The sequence below is a fragment of the Nocardia sp. CA-151230 genome, assembly GCF_050942175.1.
Classification (GTDB): domain Bacteria; phylum Actinomycetota; class Actinomycetes; order Mycobacteriales; family Mycobacteriaceae; genus Nocardia.
The window spans coordinates 3,896,944-3,916,876 of the sequence record NZ_CP192061.1 but is presented as its reverse complement, the minus strand read 5'-3'; the positions used below and the strand labels follow the sequence as shown (position 1 = coordinate 3,916,876).

The following is a 19,933-nucleotide window of genomic DNA, read 5'->3' as shown; positions in this document are numbered from 1 at the left end:
TGCTGACCCGACGCGCCCGGACCGAGTGTTGCGGGCCGACGAGTTCGGGCCGCTCAGACCATGTGTCCCATCGGGGACCCTCGATGCGTATCCGGATCGCCATCGCCGCGATTCCTCTGCGCGGCGGTGACACCGACCGCCGCCATCGCTGCTACCGGCGCCCCAGCTCGTGCGAACCCCACCCCCACGACCTCCTCGGCCGCCGGCCCGAGCCCGCCGCGACTCCCGGCCCCGCCGACGGACCCGGAAGACAATCGGCGACACCGGGCTCGCGGACCGACGACCGCCGGGATGAGGGCAGACCGTGCGGTCACGGCATCAGGCCCGCGGCAGCAACGGCGTAGGCAGCTCAATGTTGGCTCTGCTCACCGACGTACTCCTCGCCAGAACCTGAAGCACGTCGCGACGCACGCGCTCGCATCGATGACGCATCGCATCGTGAGCGCCATCGGCATCCTGCTCGCGCAGTCGCTCGAAGATGGCTTCCAGTTCGCCGGGCGGACTCGCGATGTCGGGAGCGATCAACGAGGCCATCCGCAGGACTCGTTCGAGCTCGTCGAGGACGTCGACGATCGCCTTGCCGAGACGGTTGTTCCCGCTGAAGTTGGCGATTATGCCCTCGAACTCGATCCCGGCCTGCAACGACTCCTCCAGTTCCGCTTCGCCCGCTGCGAGCGCGAAAGGCACCTTGGACAGCTCTTCGAGTCGTTCGAGCGCCGGCGCCGCGACTCCCAGGCGCGCTGCGGCGGCGGCCGCCTCGCTCGATAGCAGCGACCGCAAGGCGCAGAGATCGTCGGTGTCCTCGAGTGTGACGGGGCTGACGACGTAGCCCGCGCGTGGAAGCGCAGTGACGAGCCCGTCGCGCCGCAACCGTGCGAGCGCTTCGCGTACCGGCGTCTTGCTGATGCGCCATTGCTGCGCGAGCGACGTCTCGGTGAAGCGGCTGCCTGGCGGCAACGTCAGGTCGATGATCTGGCGCCTGATCGCCCGGTACGCCTCGGCGGTGCGGTCGAGGCCGGTCTCTTCCCTGCCGACCAGCAGCAGAGCGGGGATATGAGGCGTTCCCACGGTCACGGGGTAGATATCGCGCACGTAGTTAGCGTACTACCACGGTGCGTTGGTATAGCAGAGGCCCAACTTGTTGGAGTCCAGAGATATCTAAATACAATATTGATATCTCAGTGATATATTGTGCCCATGCGGCGAAGCACCTCGGATTCCTGGCGTCTCCATGTGGCGAGCGATCTCCCGGTAATGGGCGCGATGAGCACCAATGACCGCGCGGCGCGGGCCGCGCGCGACGGCATACGGGTCCTCCCGCTCATAGGAGCACCCATCCTTCCCATGCCGGAGCACGTGCGACAGGCGGTCGTGCAGGCGATGGACCAGCCCGACCCCCGTGACACCCGCGGCCTGCCCGAACTCCGGGCGGCGATCGCCGCCGAGCTGGAGCGCGAGCACGGCCTGCGCATCGACCCCGAGCGTCGCGTGCTGATCACCCACGGAGCTATGCAAGGCCTCTCCCTCGTGATGCGCACGGTGCTCGCTCCGGGCGACGAGGTGATCGTTCCGACCCCGACCTTCTTCTTCGACGGGGCCATCCGCGAGGCCGGCGCGACACCCGCCTACGTCCCGTCCCGCGAGACCGATGGATGGGCACTCGACCTCGACGGACTGGAGGCCGCCGTCACGCCCCGCAGCCGGGCGGTGCTCTTGTGCAATCCGAACAATCCGACTGGCCATCTCCCCGACGCTGCGACCATTGCGGCCGTGGTCGACATCGCGGCGCGCCACGGGCTCCTCGTTATTTCCGACGATTCGTGGCAGCACTTCACGTTCGACGGTCGTCGGTACCAGCCGGTGGAGGCGTTTGCCGATCGCTGGCCACACATCGTGACCGTCACCAGCCTCAGCAAGTACTACGCGCTCGCGAGTTGGCGGGTCGGCTACGTCCTGGCTCCGCCGCCGATCATCGACGCGCTCGAGCGGCGCTTCCAATGGGAGGCCGTGTGCTGCGGAGTGGTTTCGCAGCGGGCCGCGGTCGCCACCCTCACCGGGCCTCGCGACTGGCTCGACCGGACGCTGTCCACGTACCAGGCGAAGCGCGACCTGATCTGCGAGGGCATCGCCGCGGTCGGCCTCCCCGAGCCCGTGCGACCCGGGGCTGGCGCCTTCGTGCTCGTCGACTGCTCCCACCTCGGCGACACGCCGGCCGACATCGACCGCGTGCTACTGCGGCATGGCATCGCGACGGTCCGCGGCGGCGACATGCACGCCCCCGACACCCATGTCCGCCTCACGTTCGGTTCGGACGAGCAACTACTCGGCGAGCTGATCCGCCGTCTCGGGCAGGCCCGTCGAGAGTGCCGGGAAGTCGGCCCATGAACTCCGCCGCTCCCGGCGCCCGCTCCACGTCGACAGGACCCGCGCTGACGTGGTCCTGCGCGACCGGGTTCAGTACGACTCGGGCGACCACGGCTCGTGCAGGCACGACTCGTTGTCCCGTCCTCATCGGGATCAACGGATCGCCGGTGTTCTTATGACATAGCCGCGCTACCCATTTCGCCGAAATCGGCCCACAGCAATTGCTCGGCGCGGGCGCAGGCCTCGTACAGCGTCCGCCACAGCGTCTTCTCCCGCACATGGATGTCACGGCGGCCGATCAGCCGGTTCGACTGCTACGCGGGAGCGCACCGGGGTGTCGGAGTCTGATGGGGTGGACCGGCCCACTGATGTCGCGACCGCGGACGAGTCCGAGCCCTGTTCGCGGCATCAGCTCAGCCACTTGCCGACTGCGGCGAGCGTTCCAGGTGTTCACCGCCGCCGAGCCCACAAGGGTTCCAGCGCACCAGGAACGCCTCTCGCAGTGCCGGGCGGGTGGTGATCAGCAGCAGCGTGTCGCGATGGCGTTCACCTGGGTCGCTGTATCGCGCCACGATCGCCTCGGTGACGGCATCGGGTTAGCGGCGGCACCGGGTATGGATATCGCTCACAGACATTCGAGATCGAGCAGCTTGCGATTGCGCGGATTCGTCTGGACCCGAACCTGCGTCCCGATCCGCAGGGCGGCGTGATGGCGCGGATCGATCTTGAACGACCAGGAGCGTGCGCCATCGTCGAACGAGGCGTAGAAGCTCGGCTGCTCCGGATCTCGATCTTCCCAGCGTGCCAGTACCACCCCGATGAACTCGAGCGAAGTGGGCATGGCCGACACGTTCTTCGCCGCCCTTGTCCCCCACACCAGCTCGGACACCGCGACCACGCCCCACCCCAGGGTCAACAGCAGATGCCAGCCGCCCTTGAACGCCGCCACACCCGCCAGCACGGCGAACAACGCGCCGCAACCCAACAGCAGCAACGGCATCTGGCCGATCGGCGTACCCGGCTCGGCGATCTCCACCCTGCGCCATCGCCCGCCCTGACCCGACCACACCGATTTCGGTGGCGCGCCCACGTCGACGACGTTGTCCACGATCGGGTGCGGAAAGCCCAGCGCCACCGCCGCCGCGAGCACCCCGGGATCGCACAGATCGGCCGCGCCGAGGTCCGACTGCGCCATCGCCGCATCAACGATCGCGCGCCCCAGCGCCGTCGGCCGATTCGCAGTACCCCAATTCCAGATTGCGGCGCCGAAGAATCCGAGCGTGAGTCCTGCGAATACCAGCCCGTCGATTATTCTTTCCACTCGGCTCATCACCCAGAAGACCAAGCCCGCGGCGGGCAGCGCGCACAACTCCAGCCCCACCATGACCAGGATGGACAGACGGTGCCCACAGACACCGAGTCGCTGCGCCGAGACGATGACCGTGCGCCGGAACCGATCCCATACCGCGTCGTCGACGTCTGTCAGCGCATCGAACGGCACCCGGTCAGCGCCCGACAACTGCCCGGATATCTCGTCGAACACCACCCGTTCGAACTCGGTCAGCCCATCGACAGGCGCAACCACCTCCGGCATCGCGCACCAGTACTGCACCCGAGGCGCAGACGTGTCTTCCTCGATCACGAAGTACCCGCGCGCCGCGAGATCGACAATCGTCGCCGGATAAGCGACCCGGAACAAAGTTCCCTGTCCCACAATCACATTGAGTAACGCAGGAGCGACCTCCCGCGTGAGCGGCGACGGACGTGCCATACGAATGGGCTAGCACCCCAAGATGAACACGTGATGACGCAAAGTCACCGATCCGATGGTCGTGACGCGGGCAGTCTCGGCCAACGGGTCGGAGAGCAGGAAGCGCCGGAGTTGTTGCGCCACACCGGGGTCGCCGGATGGTCCCCGACCGCACCGGAACCGACCCGTGCGGAGGTCACCTGCGCCCGCTGTCTGCGGGCCGATATCCGGGCGGGGTGGAGATCCTGTACGGCCAATTCCTCACCGAAGACAAAGGTTTGGCCGCGTTCTATGGTCCGCAGGGCTTCATCGTGATGCCACCCGCCACACCGTTGAACTTCTCGCAGTGGCGGGGCGGATTCCCCGGTGGGCCGGCTCGGCCGGCCGACGAGATGTTCTTCTACCGCGTCTCCAGGAGGAGTTGTGGCGCCGGTGGCGGGCCGGCGAATCGTTCATCAACGAGGGCTGTACCAACGCCGCCCGGTTGTTCGAGGAGATCAGCGCACGCGGCTATCGAGGCCGACCGAATCTCGTTCACGCTTATTTGCATCCGTTCCGGACGGCTGCACACATTCCGACAATGCCACCCGCGCCGCCAGCCGTCTGCCGAGTCGTGGGCTGGGTCATGACCGATCCCGCCCACTTCGACCCCGACGACCAGCGCAGCCTTGACGCCATTCGAGCAGCCAGCCCCACACTCGACTCACTCATCGGTCACGTCCGCGCATTCGCCTCGATCATGAACGAGTTGCGCGGCCGAGATCTGGAAAGAGGGATGGCCGCCGTCGACGCCGATGATCAGCCTGCGCCGCACTCCTTCGTCCGCGGCATACGCCGCGACCAAGACGCAGTCACCGCTGGCCTCGCCCTGCCTTGGAACAGCGGAACCGTTGAAGGACACGTCAATCGAATCAAGATGATCAAAAGGCAGCTGTTCGGCCGCGCGAAACCCGACCTGCTGCACAAGCGAATCCTGCTGAGCAACTGAACAACACGACAGCACGACAGACGGGTGCGGCCAAAGGATGGGCAACGTGAGCGATCGACCAGAACTGATCGGTGGCATAGAGAAGCGCGACATCCGGATCGTCGAATACGACCCATCCTGGCCGCACCGCTTCCTCCAAGAGCGTTCCCGCATCTCCGACGCTCTCGGTGCTACTGCGCGGCGCATCGACCACATCGGTTCGACCTCGGTACCCGGCCTGTCCGCGAAGCCGATCATCGACATCGACCTCAGCGTCGCGGACGTCGAGGACGAAGCAGCGTATCTCGATGCGCTGCTCACGGCGGGCTACCAGCTCCGGGTCCGGGAGCCTGGACACCGCATGGTCCGGACCCCGCGCCGCGACGTGCATGTCCATATCTGCTCCCTCGGCAGTCCATGGGAACGCCGTCACCTGCTCTTCCGGGATTGGTTGAGGCACGACACTCCCGATCGAATCGCATACGAAGAACTCAAACATCGCCTTGCGCAACGCGACTGGCCCGACATGAACGTATACGCCGACGCCAAAGGCCCACTGATCGCCGAAATCACGCAGCGAGCACAGACATGGGCGCAAGCCTCCGGATGGGCACCAGAAAACTGAACTCCTTCATCGACGAGCGAGCCAAATCCGCAGCCGCACAACTGAGATCACGAAATTCGTGCCAGATCCAGAAGTGGCGTGCCGTTGACATTCGCCAACCAGTCACCGAAGTGCTCCTCGCATGGAATTCGACCGGCTCAGGAAGCGACCGGGGGGATCATGCTGCAGCGCAACACCTTCCGGCGCGAAGACTCCGAGTGGTCCAACACCCCCACACACCCGCATCTGGAGTGCGCGAACCCGGGGATGCGATCACCTCGTGCCCTGCGGACTCACCGCCTGCATGCCTCGGCCGACGTCGTGTCGGCGTTCAATCTCGCTCAACTCGGTGGCTGGACACAGGATTCGGCTGGTCGGTTACTGGCGTACCGTTGGCAGCCGGTGTCATGGGTTTGGTGGCGACATCCGGTGAAGACGTGGAACCCATACGACGAAGCCGCGAACGACATCAACGGCCATCTCTCCGGGCAGCACAACCTCGTTCATGAACAGCAGGGCTACTTCGATCGGCTCGCCGCCGCGATCAACGCCCTGTAGTCCGCCGACGAAACACGAAGCTGCCTTGGACCATTTCGGTCCGAGGCAGCTTTCGTTGTGTCCGGGGTCAGCCGGGGATCTGCGCGCCGATAGCGCTTCCCACGCCGGCGCCGATCAAGCCGCCGATGACACCGCCAGCGACACCACCGATTCCGGCGCCGATCACGGTGCTGACGGGGCATACCGGTACGACGACAACGCATCCGATCGCGCCGCCAGCGAGAACGCCGATGACCGCGCCGGCGACGGTTCCGACGGTGGCACCGATTTGGCCGCCCGGGATTGCCTGGGTTTGCCCCGCGGCGACGGGGGTAGCGACAGGCTGTGTGGGGTCGGGGCTGGTTGCGGCGGACGCGATGCCGGTACCGGCTCCGGCAAGGCCTGCGGCGATGATGGTGGTGGCTGCGATCTTGCGGAACATGGTGTTACTCCTGGATCTGCTGTCGAGCACTGCTTTTCCGGGCCCAGCGAGCTCCGAGTTCGGCGCATGGCGAGCTCGGGTCGGCGCTGTACCACATATTGATCAATTGTGCGTCAACCCACTGCCCGGCGAGTTCTTGTTGGCGACTACATCGATCCAATTTGTCTGTTGCTGTCCGGGTTTGAGCCCGTCGTTGGTGTTCACGTACGGGCCGAGTACGTCTTTGCCCTGGGTGTATTGGACTTCGGGTCGGGCCACGCCGGTGAAGTCGTTCGAGGTGTTCTCCACCAGCACTTGGCTTCCGGTGGATCCGTTGGGCTTCTGGGCGATGCCTTGTAGCAGGGACATGGTGAACGGTCCAGCGACGGTTCTTCAAAGGACACAATCGGCACCCCGACCCGCGGGTATGGCATCGACAGCTGGATCGGTCGTGAGGCGTGAACGCCGCACAGCAATGGCAAATCACCCCCAGCCGTTTCGGCCGGAGCGACTTCGTCGCTTCAAGCTGGCAGTACAGTTGGCACAGAAGGTCACAAAGAGGGCAGCGCATGGTCTTGCGCATACTGTGAGCAACCTGGTTATGTCAGCGTCCCTGCTTCTTCCAGGCATCGAATCGAAGGGAACAACACCGCAGATGTCAGACCCGTACGGCAAGCCAGGACAGCAGGATTCGAACCATTTGTGGCCGAATCACACCACAACCGAATTCCAGCAGCCCGCACCGGGTTATCGGCCGCAGCCCGGATACGGCCAACAGCCCGGATACGCACCGCCGCAGGGGTATGCACCGCATCCCGGATATGCACTGCATCCCGCATATGCACCGCAGTACGCGCCACAGCCCGGCATGCCGCCCATCGTGATCAACAACGTCGCGTCGGCGGCGGCCACTGCAATCGCAGGGGGGTACGGCCGTCGCAGGCGGCAGTCGTTCATCGTGCATCTCACCCTGCTGCTCCTGACCGCCGGCCTCGGAAACATCATTTACGCGTGGTACGTGATCGACTGGAACAAAAAGCACGGCTACTGAAAACTGTTGTGAACCAATATGTTCGGATTGGCACTATGGCCACAGAAGAGCGCGTTGAAGGCATTCCTCAGCGATCGGTTCGGGCGATCGCGAGCAGGTGTGCACTTGCGTTGACCAGCAGTGGGTCCTGCTCCAGCAGTCGCGCACAGTCCAGTGCGGCGTTGAGCAAGCAGGGAAGGCTGCGGAGTCCGGCATGATCGAGCGTGGGCCAGCTGGGCCCTTCGACACCGTAGATCTCGACCTCACCGAAGCCGCCGGCGCGAACCTCGGCGCGCAGTTCTTCGGCGGTGTGCCAATGCGTGTGCACAAAGCCGACGTGGCCGTCGTAGTCACCGGTGGCGATCACCGTCTGTAGCGACGGCACGAGGTGTTGGTCGAGGCGTCCGGTCGTCCCCGTTTCCAGGATCGACAGGTAGCGGCTGATGGCCGCTGCGACCAGGACGCCTCCGGGCCGGAGCACGCGCCTGGCTTCATTCAATGCCGTTGCCCGGTCCACGGATTCGGTGAGGTGATACAGCGGTCCGAGCATCAGGACGGCATCGACGCTGTCGTCGGTGACCGGTAGCCGGCACGCGTCTCCCAGTTGCGCTGTCACCCCGGGCACAGTCGCGGCGGCCTCGATATGGCGGGGCACGGGGTCGATGAGGTGGACAGCATGCCCATCTCCGGCCAGCCATCGGGCATGTACTCCGGTCCCGCCACCGACATCGAGCACCGACAGCGGTCGTCGCAGGACGCGACGGACCAGTTCTTGTGTACGCAGGAACTCCAGACGGCCGTGCGGCGTCCTGGCCAGACGATCGTTCTCCGCGAGGTCCGAATAGTGCTGTGTCAGATCAGGAGCCATACCGAACAGTGACCACAGACCTATGCGATGGCAACGGATTTCTCGGCAACAACGGCCCTCGATTCGGCAGAAGCGGACGTTCTGCACCACACCAGATTTCGGCCGCCGGCGCCGCGCGCCGGCCGGATCGATCAGCGCCGTAGGAGGCCACGCCCTATACCTGTGTATCCACGACGATCAGAATGCGCCGATCGAAGCACCCGCGTCACCGACAGGCACGGTGTGCTGGCGACACCGTCGTCGGTACCGACATGCAACACAAGCCCAGTCGGTTGCGCCGGATACCCGATCTGCCGGTCGGCCCGCAAGGTAGGCGACGTCCGACGAAACGTGCTCGGTGCCACCGAAACCATGGTCCCCGCAGAGGGCACACTGATGGCCCTCGAGCAGATCGCCGACGACAGCCAGTTCTCGGTATTGGGCCGGTACTGACCATCGCGTCGAGTCGCACACGCACCGCGCCGGCCCACCACATCCACAACCGGCTCGTTTCGATCGATCTCATCGGGGTGCGTCGCCCGCTGGGCGAGAAGGTGTATCAGAACATCGTGATGGCCGACAGAATATGCAGCCGTTCCTCGCACCGATGAATGCCGTTTCGATATCGGCAGCACAGACGTTCGCCACGGCGGGCGCAGCTGCGACGAGATCGATCAGGTGTTCGCGGCGGTCGAACAACGATCGCGCGCGGACGGCGCCCGCCGGAGGTCCCACGACGGGCGCCGGTGACTACTTGGCCGGGGTGAGCGGCTCGTTGATGGTCGTGAAGTATTGCGCCGCAGCGAGAATCGCGATCGGTGCCGTGATGAACAGCTGCCCCACCAGCGTGCCCAGGAAGCCGACCGCGGCGACACCCGCGATGCAGCCCGCGACGCCGGCGGGAAGGGCGCCGAACAGCGCGGTCAGGGCGCCGGTCAGCACCGCTCCCGCACCGCCGCCGAGCACGCAACCGATCGCCGCGCCTGCCAGGCCGCCGACCGCCGTGCCGATGGTGGCGCCCAGACTGACGGTGGACACGAGGCGGTTCCAGGCGGCCTGTTCGCGGTCGTACTGTGTCTTCCAGGGCGCCTGATCCTGATACGGCAAGGCCACCGGCCGGTAGACCGCGTGGGCCTGATCGAATCGGGGAGTCAATGTCGCGGTGTGGTCCTTGATTTCCGCGGTGATCGGGAACACGAAATCGTCGACCCGGAAGGATAATTCGGTTCCGGCCAGTGTGGCGCCGTTCGGGGCCTTTATCTTGAATACGCCGTTGTCGACCTCGAGCGATCCGGCGTCGGTCGAAATGACAGCGGTCGTGGCGGTATTGGTCGCCGTATAGTTCACGACGCCCTCGCTCGAATTTCCCGGACTCGCTCCGGCTGTCGCGGCCGTCCCGGCTGTCAGGGCCATTGCAGCGGTCACCAGTACTGCCATACCGGTAAATTTTCGTGCACGCATGTGATGGTGCGTCCTATCCTCTTCGTCGAAATGTTGGAACAGGAACAGCATTGGATATGTCCGAAGCTTTCGGGATATTTAAAACCACCTTGATCCCGCGAATGTGGTCTGCTGTTTCCACGCGATTCTCAGCCGCGCACCGGCACGGTCTGGCCGACATAGGCCGACCAGAGCCTCCGGTAGGGTCCGTCGATGGCGAGAAGCTCGGTGTGGCGGCCGGTTTGGAGCAGTCGGCCCTCACCGAGCACGACGATGAGGTCGGCCGCGGCGGCTGTCGCGAGGCGATGGGCCACGACGATGGTCGTGCGGCCTGCGGTGAGCACCTCGACCGCCGCGCGGACCCGGGCGTCGGTCGCCAGATCCAGGGATGCGGTGGCCTCGTCGAGGATGAGGATGTCGGGATCCACGAGTTGAGCTCGGGCCAGCGCCAGCAGCTGACGCTGGCCGGCGGACAAGCCGGTGCCGTGTGCCCCGATCGGCTGCCGGTAGCCGTGCTCGAGCGCGGCGATCATCTCGTGTGCCCCGACAGCGCGGGCCGCCCATTCGATGTCGGCGGGCATGGCGTCGGGTTTGCCGTAGGCGATGGCCGCGTGCACGGTTTCGCCGAACAGGAAAGGCTCCTGTGGCACGACGCCGAGTCGCTTGCGATAGTCGCGCAGCCGATAGCGGCGGATGTCGACGCCGTCGACGAGGACGGCGCCGACGGTCGGGTCGTACAGGCGGGCAAGGAGTTTCACCAGGGTGGATTTGCCGGCGCCGGTTTCGCCGACAACGGCCACCTGCTGTCCGGGCGCGATCCGCAGGTCGATTCCGGACAGCACCCGCGCTCCGGCGTTGTCGTAGGCGAACCCGACACCGCGGAATTCGATCTCCCCCGCAAGCCGGTCGATCGGCCGCGCGTCGAGCGCCTCCGGCGTGGCGACGGTTTCCCGCATCAGCACGCCGAGGCGTTCCACGCCGATCACCGCCTGCTGGTAGCTGTCGAAGACCTGCGACAACTGCTGAATGGGCGCGAACAGCAGATCGATGTAGAGCAGGAAGGCGATCAGCGTGCCGACGGTCAGCACGCTCTCGCGGATCTGGTGGACGCCGACGGCGAGCACCGCGGCGGTCGCGACCAGCGACAGGATCTCGATGAACGGGAAGAACAACGCCATCAGCGTCTGACTGCGCAACCGCGCGTCGCGGTATCCCCAGGAGCGGCGCTCGAATTCGCGCTGATTGATCGCTTCACGCCGGTAGGCCTGTGTCACCGCGATCGTGTCGACGTTCTCCTGCAGATAGGCGTTGGCGGCGCTGACCTGTTCGCGCGCCAGGTTATAGGCGGGCACGCAGGCACGCCGGAAGACGACGGTGGCCAACACCAGCACGGGCAGCAGCGTCAGGACCACCAGCGCGAGCCGGCTGTCGATCACCACCAGCGCAACGACCACTCCGCCGATGGTCAGGGTGCTGGTCAGGGCGACGGCCAGGCCGGATTGCAGGAACGTGGACAGCCCGTCCACGTCGGTGATCATGCGAGTCATGATGCGCCCGGCCAGTTCTCGCTCGTAGAACTGCAGCCCCAGCCGTTGCAGCTGCGCGAAGACCTTGACCCGCAGGCCGTAGAGCAGCCGTTCCCCGGCCCGTCCGGTGACCCGGACCTGCGCGACGGTGATCGCCCAGTCCACGGCCACGACCGTCAGCGCGCCGGCGGCCGCGAGCAGTAGTACCTCACGCGCACCCGCCAGTACGCCACGGTCGATGCCGTAGCGCACCAGGAACGGAATCAGGATCTGCGCCAGGGCATCGAGCGCCACCAGTCCCAGCCCCGCCACGAGTGGCAGTGCGAACGGGCGCAGTAACCGCGCCAGTGTGAAGCCCGGGTCCGGGGTGTGTGAAAAGCTCTCGGGCACTTCGGGTTCCCCGGTCGCGGCCGGTAGCCGGTCGATCATGGCGCGCACATCGCCGCTGGGCGGGGCGCCCGAGATCATGCCGCCGCCCAGGTGAGCGCCCATGGCCCCGGGCGAGCCGGCGGCGCGCTGGGAGAACGCCTTCGCCATCTGTTCGAGGGCGCGGGACTCGTCAGCATCGGCATCGGCGTGCAGCCACAGCCCGGCGGTGGGCACGGTGTCGGTCACCGCGCCGAGGTCGGCGGCGATGCTCACCGGGTCGGGCGGGGTGAACAGGGTGTGGAACAGTTCACCGGAGCTCTGCAGCTCGTCGAGGGTGCCGAGTTCGGCGACGCGGCCGCCGTCGAGCACGGCCACCCGGTCGGCCAGCGCCAGTGTCGAGATCCGGTGCGCCACCACGATGGTCGTGCGCTGTCGTACCTCGGCGGCGATGCGGGCGAAGATCTCTTCCTCGACTTGCGCGTCGATGGCGGAGGTAGCGTCGTCGAGCACGAGGATCGGGGCGTCGGTGATCAGGGCGCGCGCGAGCGCCAGCCGCTGCCGCTGGCCGCCGGAGAGCCGCTGTCCCCGTTCCCCGATGTGGGTGTCCAGGCCGTCGGGGAGCGCGGCCACGAATCGATCCGCGGCGGCCAGCCACAGGGCGTGACGGACCTGGTCGTCAGTGGCGTCCGGGCGGCCGTAGGACACATTGGCCCGCACCGTATCGGCCATCAGCGCGGTGTCCTCGAACACCATCGCGACCCGGTCGCGCAGGTCCGGCAGGTCGCGAATATCGATGTCGTCCACCAGGATCCGGCCCGCGTCGGGGTCGAACAATCGAGGCAGCAGCTGCACCAGCACCGATTTTCCCGACCCCGCCGCACCGGCGACGGCGAGGGTGTCCCCCGGCTCGACGGTCAACTCCAGCCCGTTCAGTACCGGTGGCTGATCATCGAAGGTGAAACGCACACCACGGAATTCGATGCGCGGTGCGCTGTTCGGGGCGATCGGCGACTCGGCGGGCCGGGGTGCGGCGCTCGCCGTGGCGGGCGGCGTCTCGATCACTTCGCGGACCCGTTCGAGCGAGGCTTTCCCCTGCTGGCTCACCGTCAGCAGCATGGAGAACATGCGGACCGGCGTGACGAAGGATCCGAGATAGGTCATGAACGCCAGGAAAGTGCCGAGTGTGATGGACCCCCGCAGCGCCAGCAACCCGCCCACGATGAGAATCAGCGCCTGCCCCGCCGCCGGAACCGCCTGCAGCACCGGCGTGAATCGGCTGGTGATGTGGGCGATCCGCAGTCGCGACCGGTACAGACCCCGGGCGGAACCGGCCAGTTCCCCGAGCTCGTGGGCCTCCTGCCCGAAACCCTTGACCACCCGCACCCCGGTCACCGCGGCCTCCACCCGCATCGCGACGTCGGCGGCCCGGGCCTGCGCATCCCAGTTGGCCGGGAACAGTTTTCGCTGACTGCGCGAGGTGATCAGCCACAGCGCCGGGATCACCAGCAGCGCGATACCGCTCAGCAGCGGCGACATCGACGCCATCAGCACCAGTGACGCCGCCAGCAGCACCACGTTGCCCGCGACCAGCGGAAGCAGTTGCAGCAGCATCTGAATCAGCGTCACGTCGGTGATGGCACGGCTGACGACCTGTCCGGTGTAGAGCCTCGACCGCTGCCGCCCGTCCAGGCGCAGCAGCGCCGCGAACAGGTCGCGGCGCAGGTCGTGCTGGACGTCCAGCGACAGCCGGGACGCGCCGGTGCGGCGGCCGTACCCGGCGACGAACCGGACCAGTCCCACGGCGAGCAGCACCAGCACCCACGGCAGCACCGGGGCCGCCGTCGTGGTCAGGGTGTCGACCACGTGCCGCACCAGCAGCGGCAGCACGGCGGTGAGGACATTGGAGACCAACGCGCCGACGCAGGCGAGGACCACTGTCCGCCGATGCCGCGCGCACCGGCGCAGCAGGTAACGAATCCACCCGTCGGAGCCGGTATTCGAACTCACCGCGCCGGAACAGCCCGAGCCCGAACTCATCCGGCGACCACGAGCGCGGCGGCCTCGTCGAACTGGTTGGCGGGGCGGCGCAGACCGTAGTGCCCGCGCAGCGTCGTCTCGGTGTACTCGGTGCGGAACAGCCCGCGCCGCTGCAGGATCGGCACCACCTCGTCCACGAAACGCTCCAGCCCCGAGGGCAGCACGGCGGGCATGATGTTGAATCCGTCCGCGGCACCGCGGGTGAACCACTCCTCGATGGTGTCGGCGACCTGGTCGGCGGTGCCGGCGAAGGTGTGGTGACCGCGTCCGCCGCCGAGCCGCGCGATGAGCTGGCGCAGCGTGAGCCGTTCGCGCCGAGCGAGATTCACGATGAGGGTGAAGCGACTCTTGGCGCCCTGGATCTCGTCCTCGGTGGGCAGGTCGTCGGGAAGTTCGCTGTCCAGGTCGAGGTCCTCCACCGGGATGCCCCAGGTACGGGCCAGCTGCCGCTTGGCGTACTCGGGTGAGATCAGCCGCTCCAGTTCGGCGTCCAATTCCCTGGCGTGCTCCTCGGTATCGCCGATGACGGGCACGATGCCCGGCAGGATCTTGATGGTCTCCGGGTCGCGACCCAGAGCGATCGCGCGGCCCTTCAGGTCGGTGTAGAACGCGAGTCCGTCCTCGATGGTCTGCTGCGCGGTGAACACCGCCTCGGCGTAGCGAGCGGCGAAGTCCTTGCCGTCCTCGGAGGATCCGGCCTGCACCAGCACCGGATACCCCTGCGGCGGGCGCGGCACGTTCAGCGGACCCGCGACCTTGAAGAACCGGCCCTCGTGGTCGATCCCGCGGACCCGGTCGGGATCGGTGTGGATACCCGATGCCTTGTCCGCCAGCACGGCGTCGTCGCGCCAGCTGTCCCACAGCTTCGTTGCCACATCGACGAATTCGGCGGCCTTCTCGTAGCGCAGCCTGTGGTCGGGGACGTCGTCGAGTCCGAAGTTGCGTGCGGCGTCGGCGCCGGCGGTGGTCACGATGTTCCAGCCGACGCGCCCACCCGAAACCCAGTCCACCGAGGCGAACCGGCGCGCCAGGTTGAACGGCGAGTTGTAACTGGTGGACGCGGTCGCGATGAGACCGATCCGCGAGGTCTGCACCGCGATGGCCGTGAGCAGGACCGTCGGCTCCAGCGTGCCGGCGGGGCGGCGGCCGGTATCGCCGTAGAGCACCGGGCTGTCGGCGAAGAAGATCGAATCCAGCTTCCCGCGTTCGGCGATACGGGCCAGCGCCACATAGTGATCGATCTTGGTGTTGGCGTACGGATCGGATTCCGGCAGCCGCCACGAGGCCTCGTGGTGTCCGGTCGACATGAGAAACGCGTTGAGGTGCAAGTGTTTCGGTGACAAGGGTGTTCCTTTTCAGACTTCGGCCGGTACGACGCCCAGCGCGGCCAACAGCCGCCCGCGGTACTCGGCCAGGTGGTGATCGCCGTACGCTCTGGGGTGCGGCAGGTCGATGGTGATGTCCTCGCCGACCGCACCGTTGTCGAGCACGATCACGCGATCGGCCAGGACGATGGCCTCATCGACGTCGTGGGTCACCAGCAGGACGGCGGGCCGGTGCCGCTGCACGAGATCGCGCAGCAGTTCGTGCATCTTGATCCGGGTCAGGGCGTCGAGGGCGCCGAACGGTTCGTCGGCCAGTAGCAGTTCGGGATCGTTGACCAGCGCGCGGGCCAGTGCCGCCCGTTGCTGTTCGCCGCCGGAGAGCTGATGGGGCCAAGCGCGTTCCCGGCCCGCCAGCCCGACCTCGGCAATCGCGGTGAGTGAGCGCGGTCCCGCGTCCGGGCTGCCCTTCGCGCCGAGGATCACGTTGTCGGACAGCCGTTTCCATGGGAGCAGGCGCGAGTCCTGGAAGGCCACCGACACCCGGTCGGGAATCGTGATCGTGCCGGTCCCCCGCACCCCGTGGTCCAGCCCGGCCAGGGCGCGCAGCAGCGTGCTCTTCCCGGAGCCGCTGCGGCCCAGCAGTGCGACGAACTGTCCGGCCGGGATCTCGAGATCGATGCCTTCGAGGATCACCCGGTCGCCGTAGGCGCGGGTGAGGCCCGCGACCCGGATCGCCGCACGGGTCAGCTGCTCAGTGCGCGTCGCCATGACAGTGCCCTCCGTTCGACCAGTCGAATCGCGTTGTCGGACAGGAAGCCGAAGGTTCCGTAGATGAGCAGGCCGACGGCGATGATGTCGGTGCGGCCGTAGTTCTGGGCTTGGAACATCATGTAGCCCAGGCCATTCGTGGCATTGATCTGCTCCAGCACGACCAGGCCGAGCCAGGAGCCGGTGACCGCCAGCCGCAGGCCCACGAAGAATCCGGGCAGGGCGCCGGGTATGACGACGTGGCGGATGAACTGCAGGCGGTTCTGGCCGAGCACCTCCGCCAATTCGACGAAGCGGGCGTCGATTCCGGTCAGCGCCGCCTGCAGATTCAGATAGATGGGGATGTAGACCACGATGGCGATGACGGCCACCTTGAAGCTCTCGCCGATGCCCAGCCACAGGATGAACAGCGGGATCAGGCCCAGGGTGGGGATGGATCGGTTGATCTGCACCGTGCCGTCGATGAACGCCTCGCCCCAGCGGGACAGTCCGGCGATCAGCGCGAGGCTCACGCCGATCACCAGGCCGAGGGTGAATCCCTGGGCGGCGCGCCACAGCGAGGTCTGGATGTCGGTCGCGAGGGTGCCGCTGGCCCACAGATGCCCGGCGGTCTCGAGCACGGCCCAGGGGCCGGGCAGGATGCGCGGGTCCAGCGCGCCGCTCGCCGAGGCCAGCGACCAGATCGCCACCACGGCGATCGGGCCGACGAGCCGGCTGCCGGGGATGCGGCGGCCGGGGCCCAGACGGCGGGCCGCCCGGCGATCGACGGTCAGGGCCTTGCTGCGGCGCAGGGCCGGCAGGGTGGGGGTGCTGAGCGCAATCGCCATGATCAGCTCCGGTATTCGCTCGGGACCGCCGTCGAGGCCAAGCCCTCGAATCGGCGGTCGAAGATCTCATCGGCCTTGAACGACTTGACGAATCCGCCGGCAGCGAGCAAGTCGATGGTCTCCTGCTCCCACGTGATCGCTTCGTCCCAGCTCGCGGGCAGCAGCGGCTTGCTGTCGAGTTCGGTGATCTTGCGTCCGGCGTCGGCGGTCAGCCCTTGGGATTTGACGTAGTACTCGTCGATCCACTGGTCGGGATGCTCGTACTTCCAGGCCAGGCCCTTGGCCCATACCGGGATGTAGGCCGCGATGGCCGCGGCCTTGCCGGCGTCGGCGAGCACCGATTGCGGCGCCCACAGGATGTTCAAGCGGTCGATCACCTCGGTGTCGACCGTGTGCGCGCCGTCCTTGCCGTACTGCCCGAGGTAGGCGGGCACCTGTTGGATTCCCAGCGGTGCGATGTCCACCTGCCCGGCCTGCAATGCGGTCAGGAACTGATTGCTCGTCAACGGCACGAGCGTGACGTCCTTCTTCGAGTCCAGTCCCGCCTGCTTCAGCGCGCGCAACAGGACCACGCCCTGGGCCTGCCCTTGCGAGAAGGCCAGCTTCTTGCCCTTGAAGTCCGCGACCGAGGCGATGTCGCTGTGTGGTTTGGTGGCGAAGACGTACCCCGGTTTCCGGGTCAGGTCGACGGCGACGATCTTGGCGTCCAGACCCTGGAAATGCGCTTGGATGGGTGGGATTCCGGCGTTGTTGGCGACCTCGAGGGAGTTGGCGCGGAAGGCGTTGATCACATCGGGTCCCGCACCGATGTTCGGCCACGCCGACACGGTGAACGGCAGGGCGGAGGTGAGTCCGGCGAGCTTCAACTGCAGTTCCTGCAGGCCCGTGGACGAGGCGATGGACAACGAGGTGCCGGTCGGCACAGTCGTCGGCAGCGGTGCGTCGGCGGCCAGGACAGGGCCTTTCGGACCGCTCGAACCGCAGGCGACCAGTACGGTCGCGGCGGCCGCGACCGCGAGGGCGGCGAGGGCTCGACGCCGAATGATTATCGTGCTCACTGTTTTTCGGTCTTTCTCGGATATCTGGGTCGAGCCCTCGCTGCCCGTCAGGCGATCTTCACGTTGGCGGTGGCGCGGAATTCCTCGCCCGCAACGATTTCCGAGGTGAAGCCGGTCGGCCCGACCGGCCGGTCACCGATCAGGGTCACGCGGTGCAGCACCCGCTCCACGTCGAGGTGGTCGAGATCCTGCGGGCCCAGGTGCGCGGTGGCCCGGTTGTCCCAGAACGCGAGACTGCCCGGCTCCCACTTGAATCGGACGGTGTATTCCGGGCGGGTCAGGTGCTCGAAGAGCAGTTCCAGCAGCTTGCGGCTCTCCACCGCGGACAGGTCCAGGATGCGGGTGGTGAAGCCGGGATTGACGAACAGCGCCTTCTCCCCGGTCTCCGGGTGGACGCGGACCACGGGGTGCACGGACACCAGCAGGTTCGCCTGGATCCGGCGCGACAGCTCGTCGTCCTCGTCACCGCGCTCCTGACCGGCCCGGAACCGGTGCTCGGCCCGCAACCCGTCCACCAGCTTGCGCAGCGGTTCGGACAGTCCCTCGTAGGCTGCAACCTGGTTGGTCCAGGTGGTGTCGCCTCCGTAGGAGGGAACCGTCTCCGCGCGCAGCAGCGAGGCGGCGGGCGGGTTCACCGCCGCGGTGACATCGGTGTGCCAGCCCGCGTAATAGGTGTAGCGGCGCTTGGTGTACTGCTCGCGGAAATTCTCACCGTACTTCTGCTCGTACCGGCGCGGGTCGATCGTCAAGATCTCCGGGAACTCCGCCGGGGGCGCGTCCTCGTGCGGGTGCGCGTGGGTGAGCTCACCGAAGCGGCGCGCGAAGGCGATCTGCTCGGCGTGCCCGATCTCCTGGTCGCGGAAGAACACCACCTTGTACTTCAACAGCTTTCGGCGAATCTTCGCGATCACGGCATCATCGAGCGGCTGCGAAAGGTCGACGCCGGATATCTCCGCGCCGATATGACCGGCGAGCCGGCGTACCGAGATTTCCGGCGAATTCGACTCCGCGGCTTCTGCCGTCACGGAATCGGTGATGACGTTCGTCATGATCTCCACTTCCTTCTTCGATTATTCGCTCAGCGCGTTTCGGCCGATCCGGTGCGAACATGTAGAATCGCAACGGGTTCCATCACCGCGCGTCATCGCGCATTTTTCTTGTGTGGAACCAGTTGCTCCGGCAACGAAATCAATGGTGTGACGAAGGAACACCGCCCGCAATGCGGTTTCCACGATATGGAAATCAGCGTGAGTTTAACTCGCCCTCAACCGATTCCAGCTCCGCCCACGGGCACGCCGAACTACGGTCGCCCCAGCGGGAAGTCCCGGCCTGTACGCTGGTCACGCAGTCGGTCGCGTGCGTGTTACACGAACTCTCCTGATGGAAGACAAAATTCGACCGCGAGTCGCTCGAGTTGTTGCGGGCGTCATGCTGCTGCGCCAACAGCGTCAGGCGTTCCCTGGTCATCATGAACACCCTGGGGCACGGTGTCGCAGGTCAGCACTGTCGTGCGGGGGTAGGTAGAGAAGATCGCTCCCTCGACGGGCAACTCCTGCAGCGGCGCCGCAAGCCCAGCGTCAGGGGAATGGCGTCGGGGTGATCGCCGGGCTCGAAGCCTCGACACCGCTCCGTCCGATCACCGACACGGTCTCATCGGCGCGATTGGTGACGTAGAGGACAGGAGTGTCGGTGTCGACGACCCATTGGGCCGGGTTGTATCCGGTTGCGGCAGTGGATGTCCGCGCAGGTTCCCGCGTATCGCTGACCGAGACGGTCCGGTCGGCGCAGCTGATGATGAAACGTGAGGTAAGCGGAGTCGTCGAGAGGGCTGCCGCGCGGTCGGTGTCCCTCCCAGATCCAACGAGGTGGTCACTGTCCCGGAATCGGAGCCGAGGACCGATACCGTGTGGTCCAGGGGTTCGGCACGAACAGGCGTCAGTCGTGAGCGAGGTTCCCGAGAATGACGACCGTAATCAGTACCTGAACAGAAGATTTGGACACCGGTCACCATGCCGTATGACGACGTGTGGCTCGGCACCGAGGAAGTCGCCGAGCAACTTACG

17 protein-coding genes and 1 pseudogene are annotated in these 19,933 nt (G+C 66.6%); 5 read left to right on the top strand and 13 right to left on the bottom strand.

From position 1 onward, the window contains the following. Window positions 1-318: 318 nt before the first annotated feature. Window positions 319-1,092: a GntR family transcriptional regulator gene (locus tag ACQP1O_RS18315; protein ID WP_433566962.1), complete on the bottom strand. Its 774-nt coding sequence runs from the start codon at window positions 1,090-1,092 to the stop codon at window positions 319-321. A 171-nt stretch (window positions 1,093-1,263) separates the two neighbouring features. On the opposite strand from ACQP1O_RS18315, the gene ACQP1O_RS18310 reads away from it, so the two are divergent. Beyond that, window positions 1,264-2,385 (top strand): pyridoxal phosphate-dependent aminotransferase, encoded by a 1,122-nt coding sequence (locus ACQP1O_RS18310; protein ID WP_433566961.1) that lies wholly within the window; start codon window positions 1,264-1,266, stop codon window positions 2,383-2,385. A 392-nt stretch (window positions 2,386-2,777) separates the two neighbouring features. On the opposite strand, the gene ACQP1O_RS18305 is transcribed toward ACQP1O_RS18310, so the two are convergent. Together ACQP1O_RS18305 and ACQP1O_RS18300 are read right to left on the bottom strand one after the other, a co-directional pair. Beyond that, window positions 2,778-2,936, bottom strand: coding sequence for a hypothetical protein (locus ACQP1O_RS18305; RefSeq protein WP_433566960.1), 159 nt, complete (start codon window positions 2,934-2,936; stop codon window positions 2,778-2,780). Between the two features lie 53 nt (window positions 2,937-2,989). Beyond that, a complete protein-coding gene (locus ACQP1O_RS18300; RefSeq protein WP_433566959.1) occupies window positions 2,990-4,078 on the bottom strand; it encodes a hypothetical protein in 1,089 nt (362 codons plus the stop codon). An 853-nt stretch (window positions 4,079-4,931) separates the two neighbouring features. Between ACQP1O_RS18300 and ACQP1O_RS18295 the strand changes: the two are divergent. The 3 genes and pseudogenes from ACQP1O_RS18295 to ACQP1O_RS18285 all read left to right on the top strand — a co-directional run. Next, window positions 4,932-5,102 (top strand): annotated as a pseudogene (locus ACQP1O_RS18295) (ISL3 family transposase); the annotation flags it as partial. Between the two features lie 46 nt (window positions 5,103-5,148). Further along, window positions 5,149-5,706 (top strand): GrpB family protein, encoded by a 558-nt coding sequence (locus tag ACQP1O_RS18290; RefSeq protein WP_433566958.1) that lies wholly within the window; start codon window positions 5,149-5,151, stop codon window positions 5,704-5,706. Window positions 5,707-5,865: 159 nt separating this feature from the next. Further along, window positions 5,866-6,243, top strand: coding sequence for a hypothetical protein (locus ACQP1O_RS18285; protein ID WP_433566957.1), 378 nt, complete (start codon window positions 5,866-5,868; stop codon window positions 6,241-6,243). 67 nt (window positions 6,244-6,310) lie between these two features. On the opposite strand, the gene ACQP1O_RS18280 is transcribed toward ACQP1O_RS18285, so the two are convergent. Beyond that, window positions 6,311-6,664, bottom strand: a complete 354-nt coding sequence (locus ACQP1O_RS18280) for a hypothetical protein (protein WP_433566956.1) — start codon at window positions 6,662-6,664, stop codon at window positions 6,311-6,313. Between the two features lie 102 nt (window positions 6,665-6,766). Then, window positions 6,767-7,012 carry a hypothetical protein gene (locus ACQP1O_RS18275; RefSeq protein ID WP_433566955.1) on the bottom strand — a complete coding sequence of 82 codons (246 nt, stop codon included), beginning with the start codon at window positions 7,010-7,012 and terminating at the stop codon, window positions 6,767-6,769. A 217-nt stretch (window positions 7,013-7,229) separates the two neighbouring features. On the opposite strand from ACQP1O_RS18275, the gene ACQP1O_RS18270 reads away from it, so the two are divergent. Then, on the top strand, window positions 7,230-7,694 hold the full coding sequence (locus ACQP1O_RS18270) for a hypothetical protein (protein ID WP_433566954.1): 465 nt from the start codon (window positions 7,230-7,232) through the stop codon (window positions 7,692-7,694). A 67-nt stretch (window positions 7,695-7,761) separates the two neighbouring features. Here ACQP1O_RS18270 and ACQP1O_RS18265 read toward each other — a convergent pair whose 3' ends face one another. The 8 genes from ACQP1O_RS18265 to ACQP1O_RS18230 form a co-directional block, all read right to left on the bottom strand. After that, on the bottom strand, window positions 7,762-8,541 hold the full coding sequence (locus tag ACQP1O_RS18265; protein WP_433566953.1) for a class I SAM-dependent methyltransferase: 780 nt from the start codon (window positions 8,539-8,541) through the stop codon (window positions 7,762-7,764). Window positions 8,542-9,270: 729 nt separating this feature from the next. After that, window positions 9,271-10,032 carry a hypothetical protein gene (locus ACQP1O_RS18260; RefSeq protein ID WP_433566952.1) on the bottom strand — a complete coding sequence of 254 codons (762 nt, stop codon included), beginning with the start codon at window positions 10,030-10,032 and terminating at the stop codon, window positions 9,271-9,273. Between the two features lie 77 nt (window positions 10,033-10,109). Continuing rightward, window positions 10,110-13,892, bottom strand: a complete 3,783-nt coding sequence (locus ACQP1O_RS18255) for an ABC transporter ATP-binding protein (protein WP_433566951.1) — start codon at window positions 13,890-13,892, stop codon at window positions 10,110-10,112. Further along, the gene (locus ACQP1O_RS18250; protein ID WP_433566950.1) at window positions 13,889-15,235 is read right to left on the bottom strand and encodes an LLM class flavin-dependent oxidoreductase; all 1,347 of its coding nucleotides are present in this window, start codon (window positions 15,233-15,235) and stop codon (window positions 13,889-13,891) included. The genes ACQP1O_RS18255 and ACQP1O_RS18250 overlap by 4 nt, the downstream gene beginning before the upstream one ends. 12 nt (window positions 15,236-15,247) lie before the next feature. Then, a complete protein-coding gene (locus ACQP1O_RS18245; RefSeq protein WP_433566949.1) occupies window positions 15,248-15,985 on the bottom strand; it encodes an ABC transporter ATP-binding protein in 738 nt (245 codons plus the stop codon). Further along, window positions 15,961-16,812, bottom strand: a complete 852-nt coding sequence (locus tag ACQP1O_RS18240; protein ID WP_433566948.1) for an ABC transporter permease — start codon at window positions 16,810-16,812, stop codon at window positions 15,961-15,963. The genes ACQP1O_RS18245 and ACQP1O_RS18240 overlap by 25 nt, the downstream gene beginning before the upstream one ends. Before the next feature lie 2 nt (window positions 16,813-16,814). Then, window positions 16,815-17,870 carry an ABC transporter substrate-binding protein gene (locus ACQP1O_RS18235; RefSeq protein ID WP_433566947.1) on the bottom strand — a complete coding sequence of 352 codons (1,056 nt, stop codon included), beginning with the start codon at window positions 17,868-17,870 and terminating at the stop codon, window positions 16,815-16,817. A gap of 47 nt (window positions 17,871-17,917) precedes the next feature. Next, entirely contained in the window at window positions 17,918-18,919 is a 1,002-nt protein-coding gene (locus tag ACQP1O_RS18230; protein WP_433566946.1) for a TauD/TfdA dioxygenase family protein, read from the bottom strand. Window positions 18,920-19,933: the final 1,014 nt, after the last annotated feature.

Excerpts from the sequence above, each read along its gene's own strand:
- ACQP1O_RS18275 (WP_433566955.1), bottom strand. The coding sequence starts at position 7,012 with ATGTCCCTGCTACAAGGCATCGCCCAGAAGCCCAACGGATCCACCGGA.
- ACQP1O_RS18245 (WP_433566949.1), bottom strand. The coding sequence starts at position 15,985 with ATGGCGACGCGCACTGAGCAGCTGACCCGTGCGGCGATCCGGGTCGCG.
- ACQP1O_RS18260 (WP_433566952.1), bottom strand. The coding sequence starts at position 10,032 with ATGCTGTTCCTGTTCCAACATTTCGACGAAGAGGATAGGACGCACCAT.
- ACQP1O_RS18265 (WP_433566953.1), bottom strand. The coding sequence starts at position 8,541 with ATGGCTCCTGATCTGACACAGCACTATTCGGACCTCGCGGAGAACGAT.
- ACQP1O_RS18230 (WP_433566946.1), bottom strand. The coding sequence starts at position 18,919 with ATGACGAACGTCATCACCGATTCCGTGACGGCAGAAGCCGCGGAGTCG.
- ACQP1O_RS18310 (WP_433566961.1), top strand. The coding sequence starts at position 1,264 with ATGAGCACCAATGACCGCGCGGCGCGGGCCGCGCGCGACGGCATACGG.
- ACQP1O_RS18255 (WP_433566951.1), bottom strand. The coding sequence starts at position 13,892 with ATGAGTTCGGGCTCGGGCTGTTCCGGCGCGGTGAGTTCGAATACCGGC.
- ACQP1O_RS18285 (WP_433566957.1), top strand. The coding sequence starts at position 5,866 with ATGCTGCAGCGCAACACCTTCCGGCGCGAAGACTCCGAGTGGTCCAAC.
- ACQP1O_RS18280 (WP_433566956.1), bottom strand. The coding sequence starts at position 6,664 with ATGTTCCGCAAGATCGCAGCCACCACCATCATCGCCGCAGGCCTTGCC.
- ACQP1O_RS18240 (WP_433566948.1), bottom strand. The coding sequence starts at position 16,812 with ATGGCGATTGCGCTCAGCACCCCCACCCTGCCGGCCCTGCGCCGCAGC.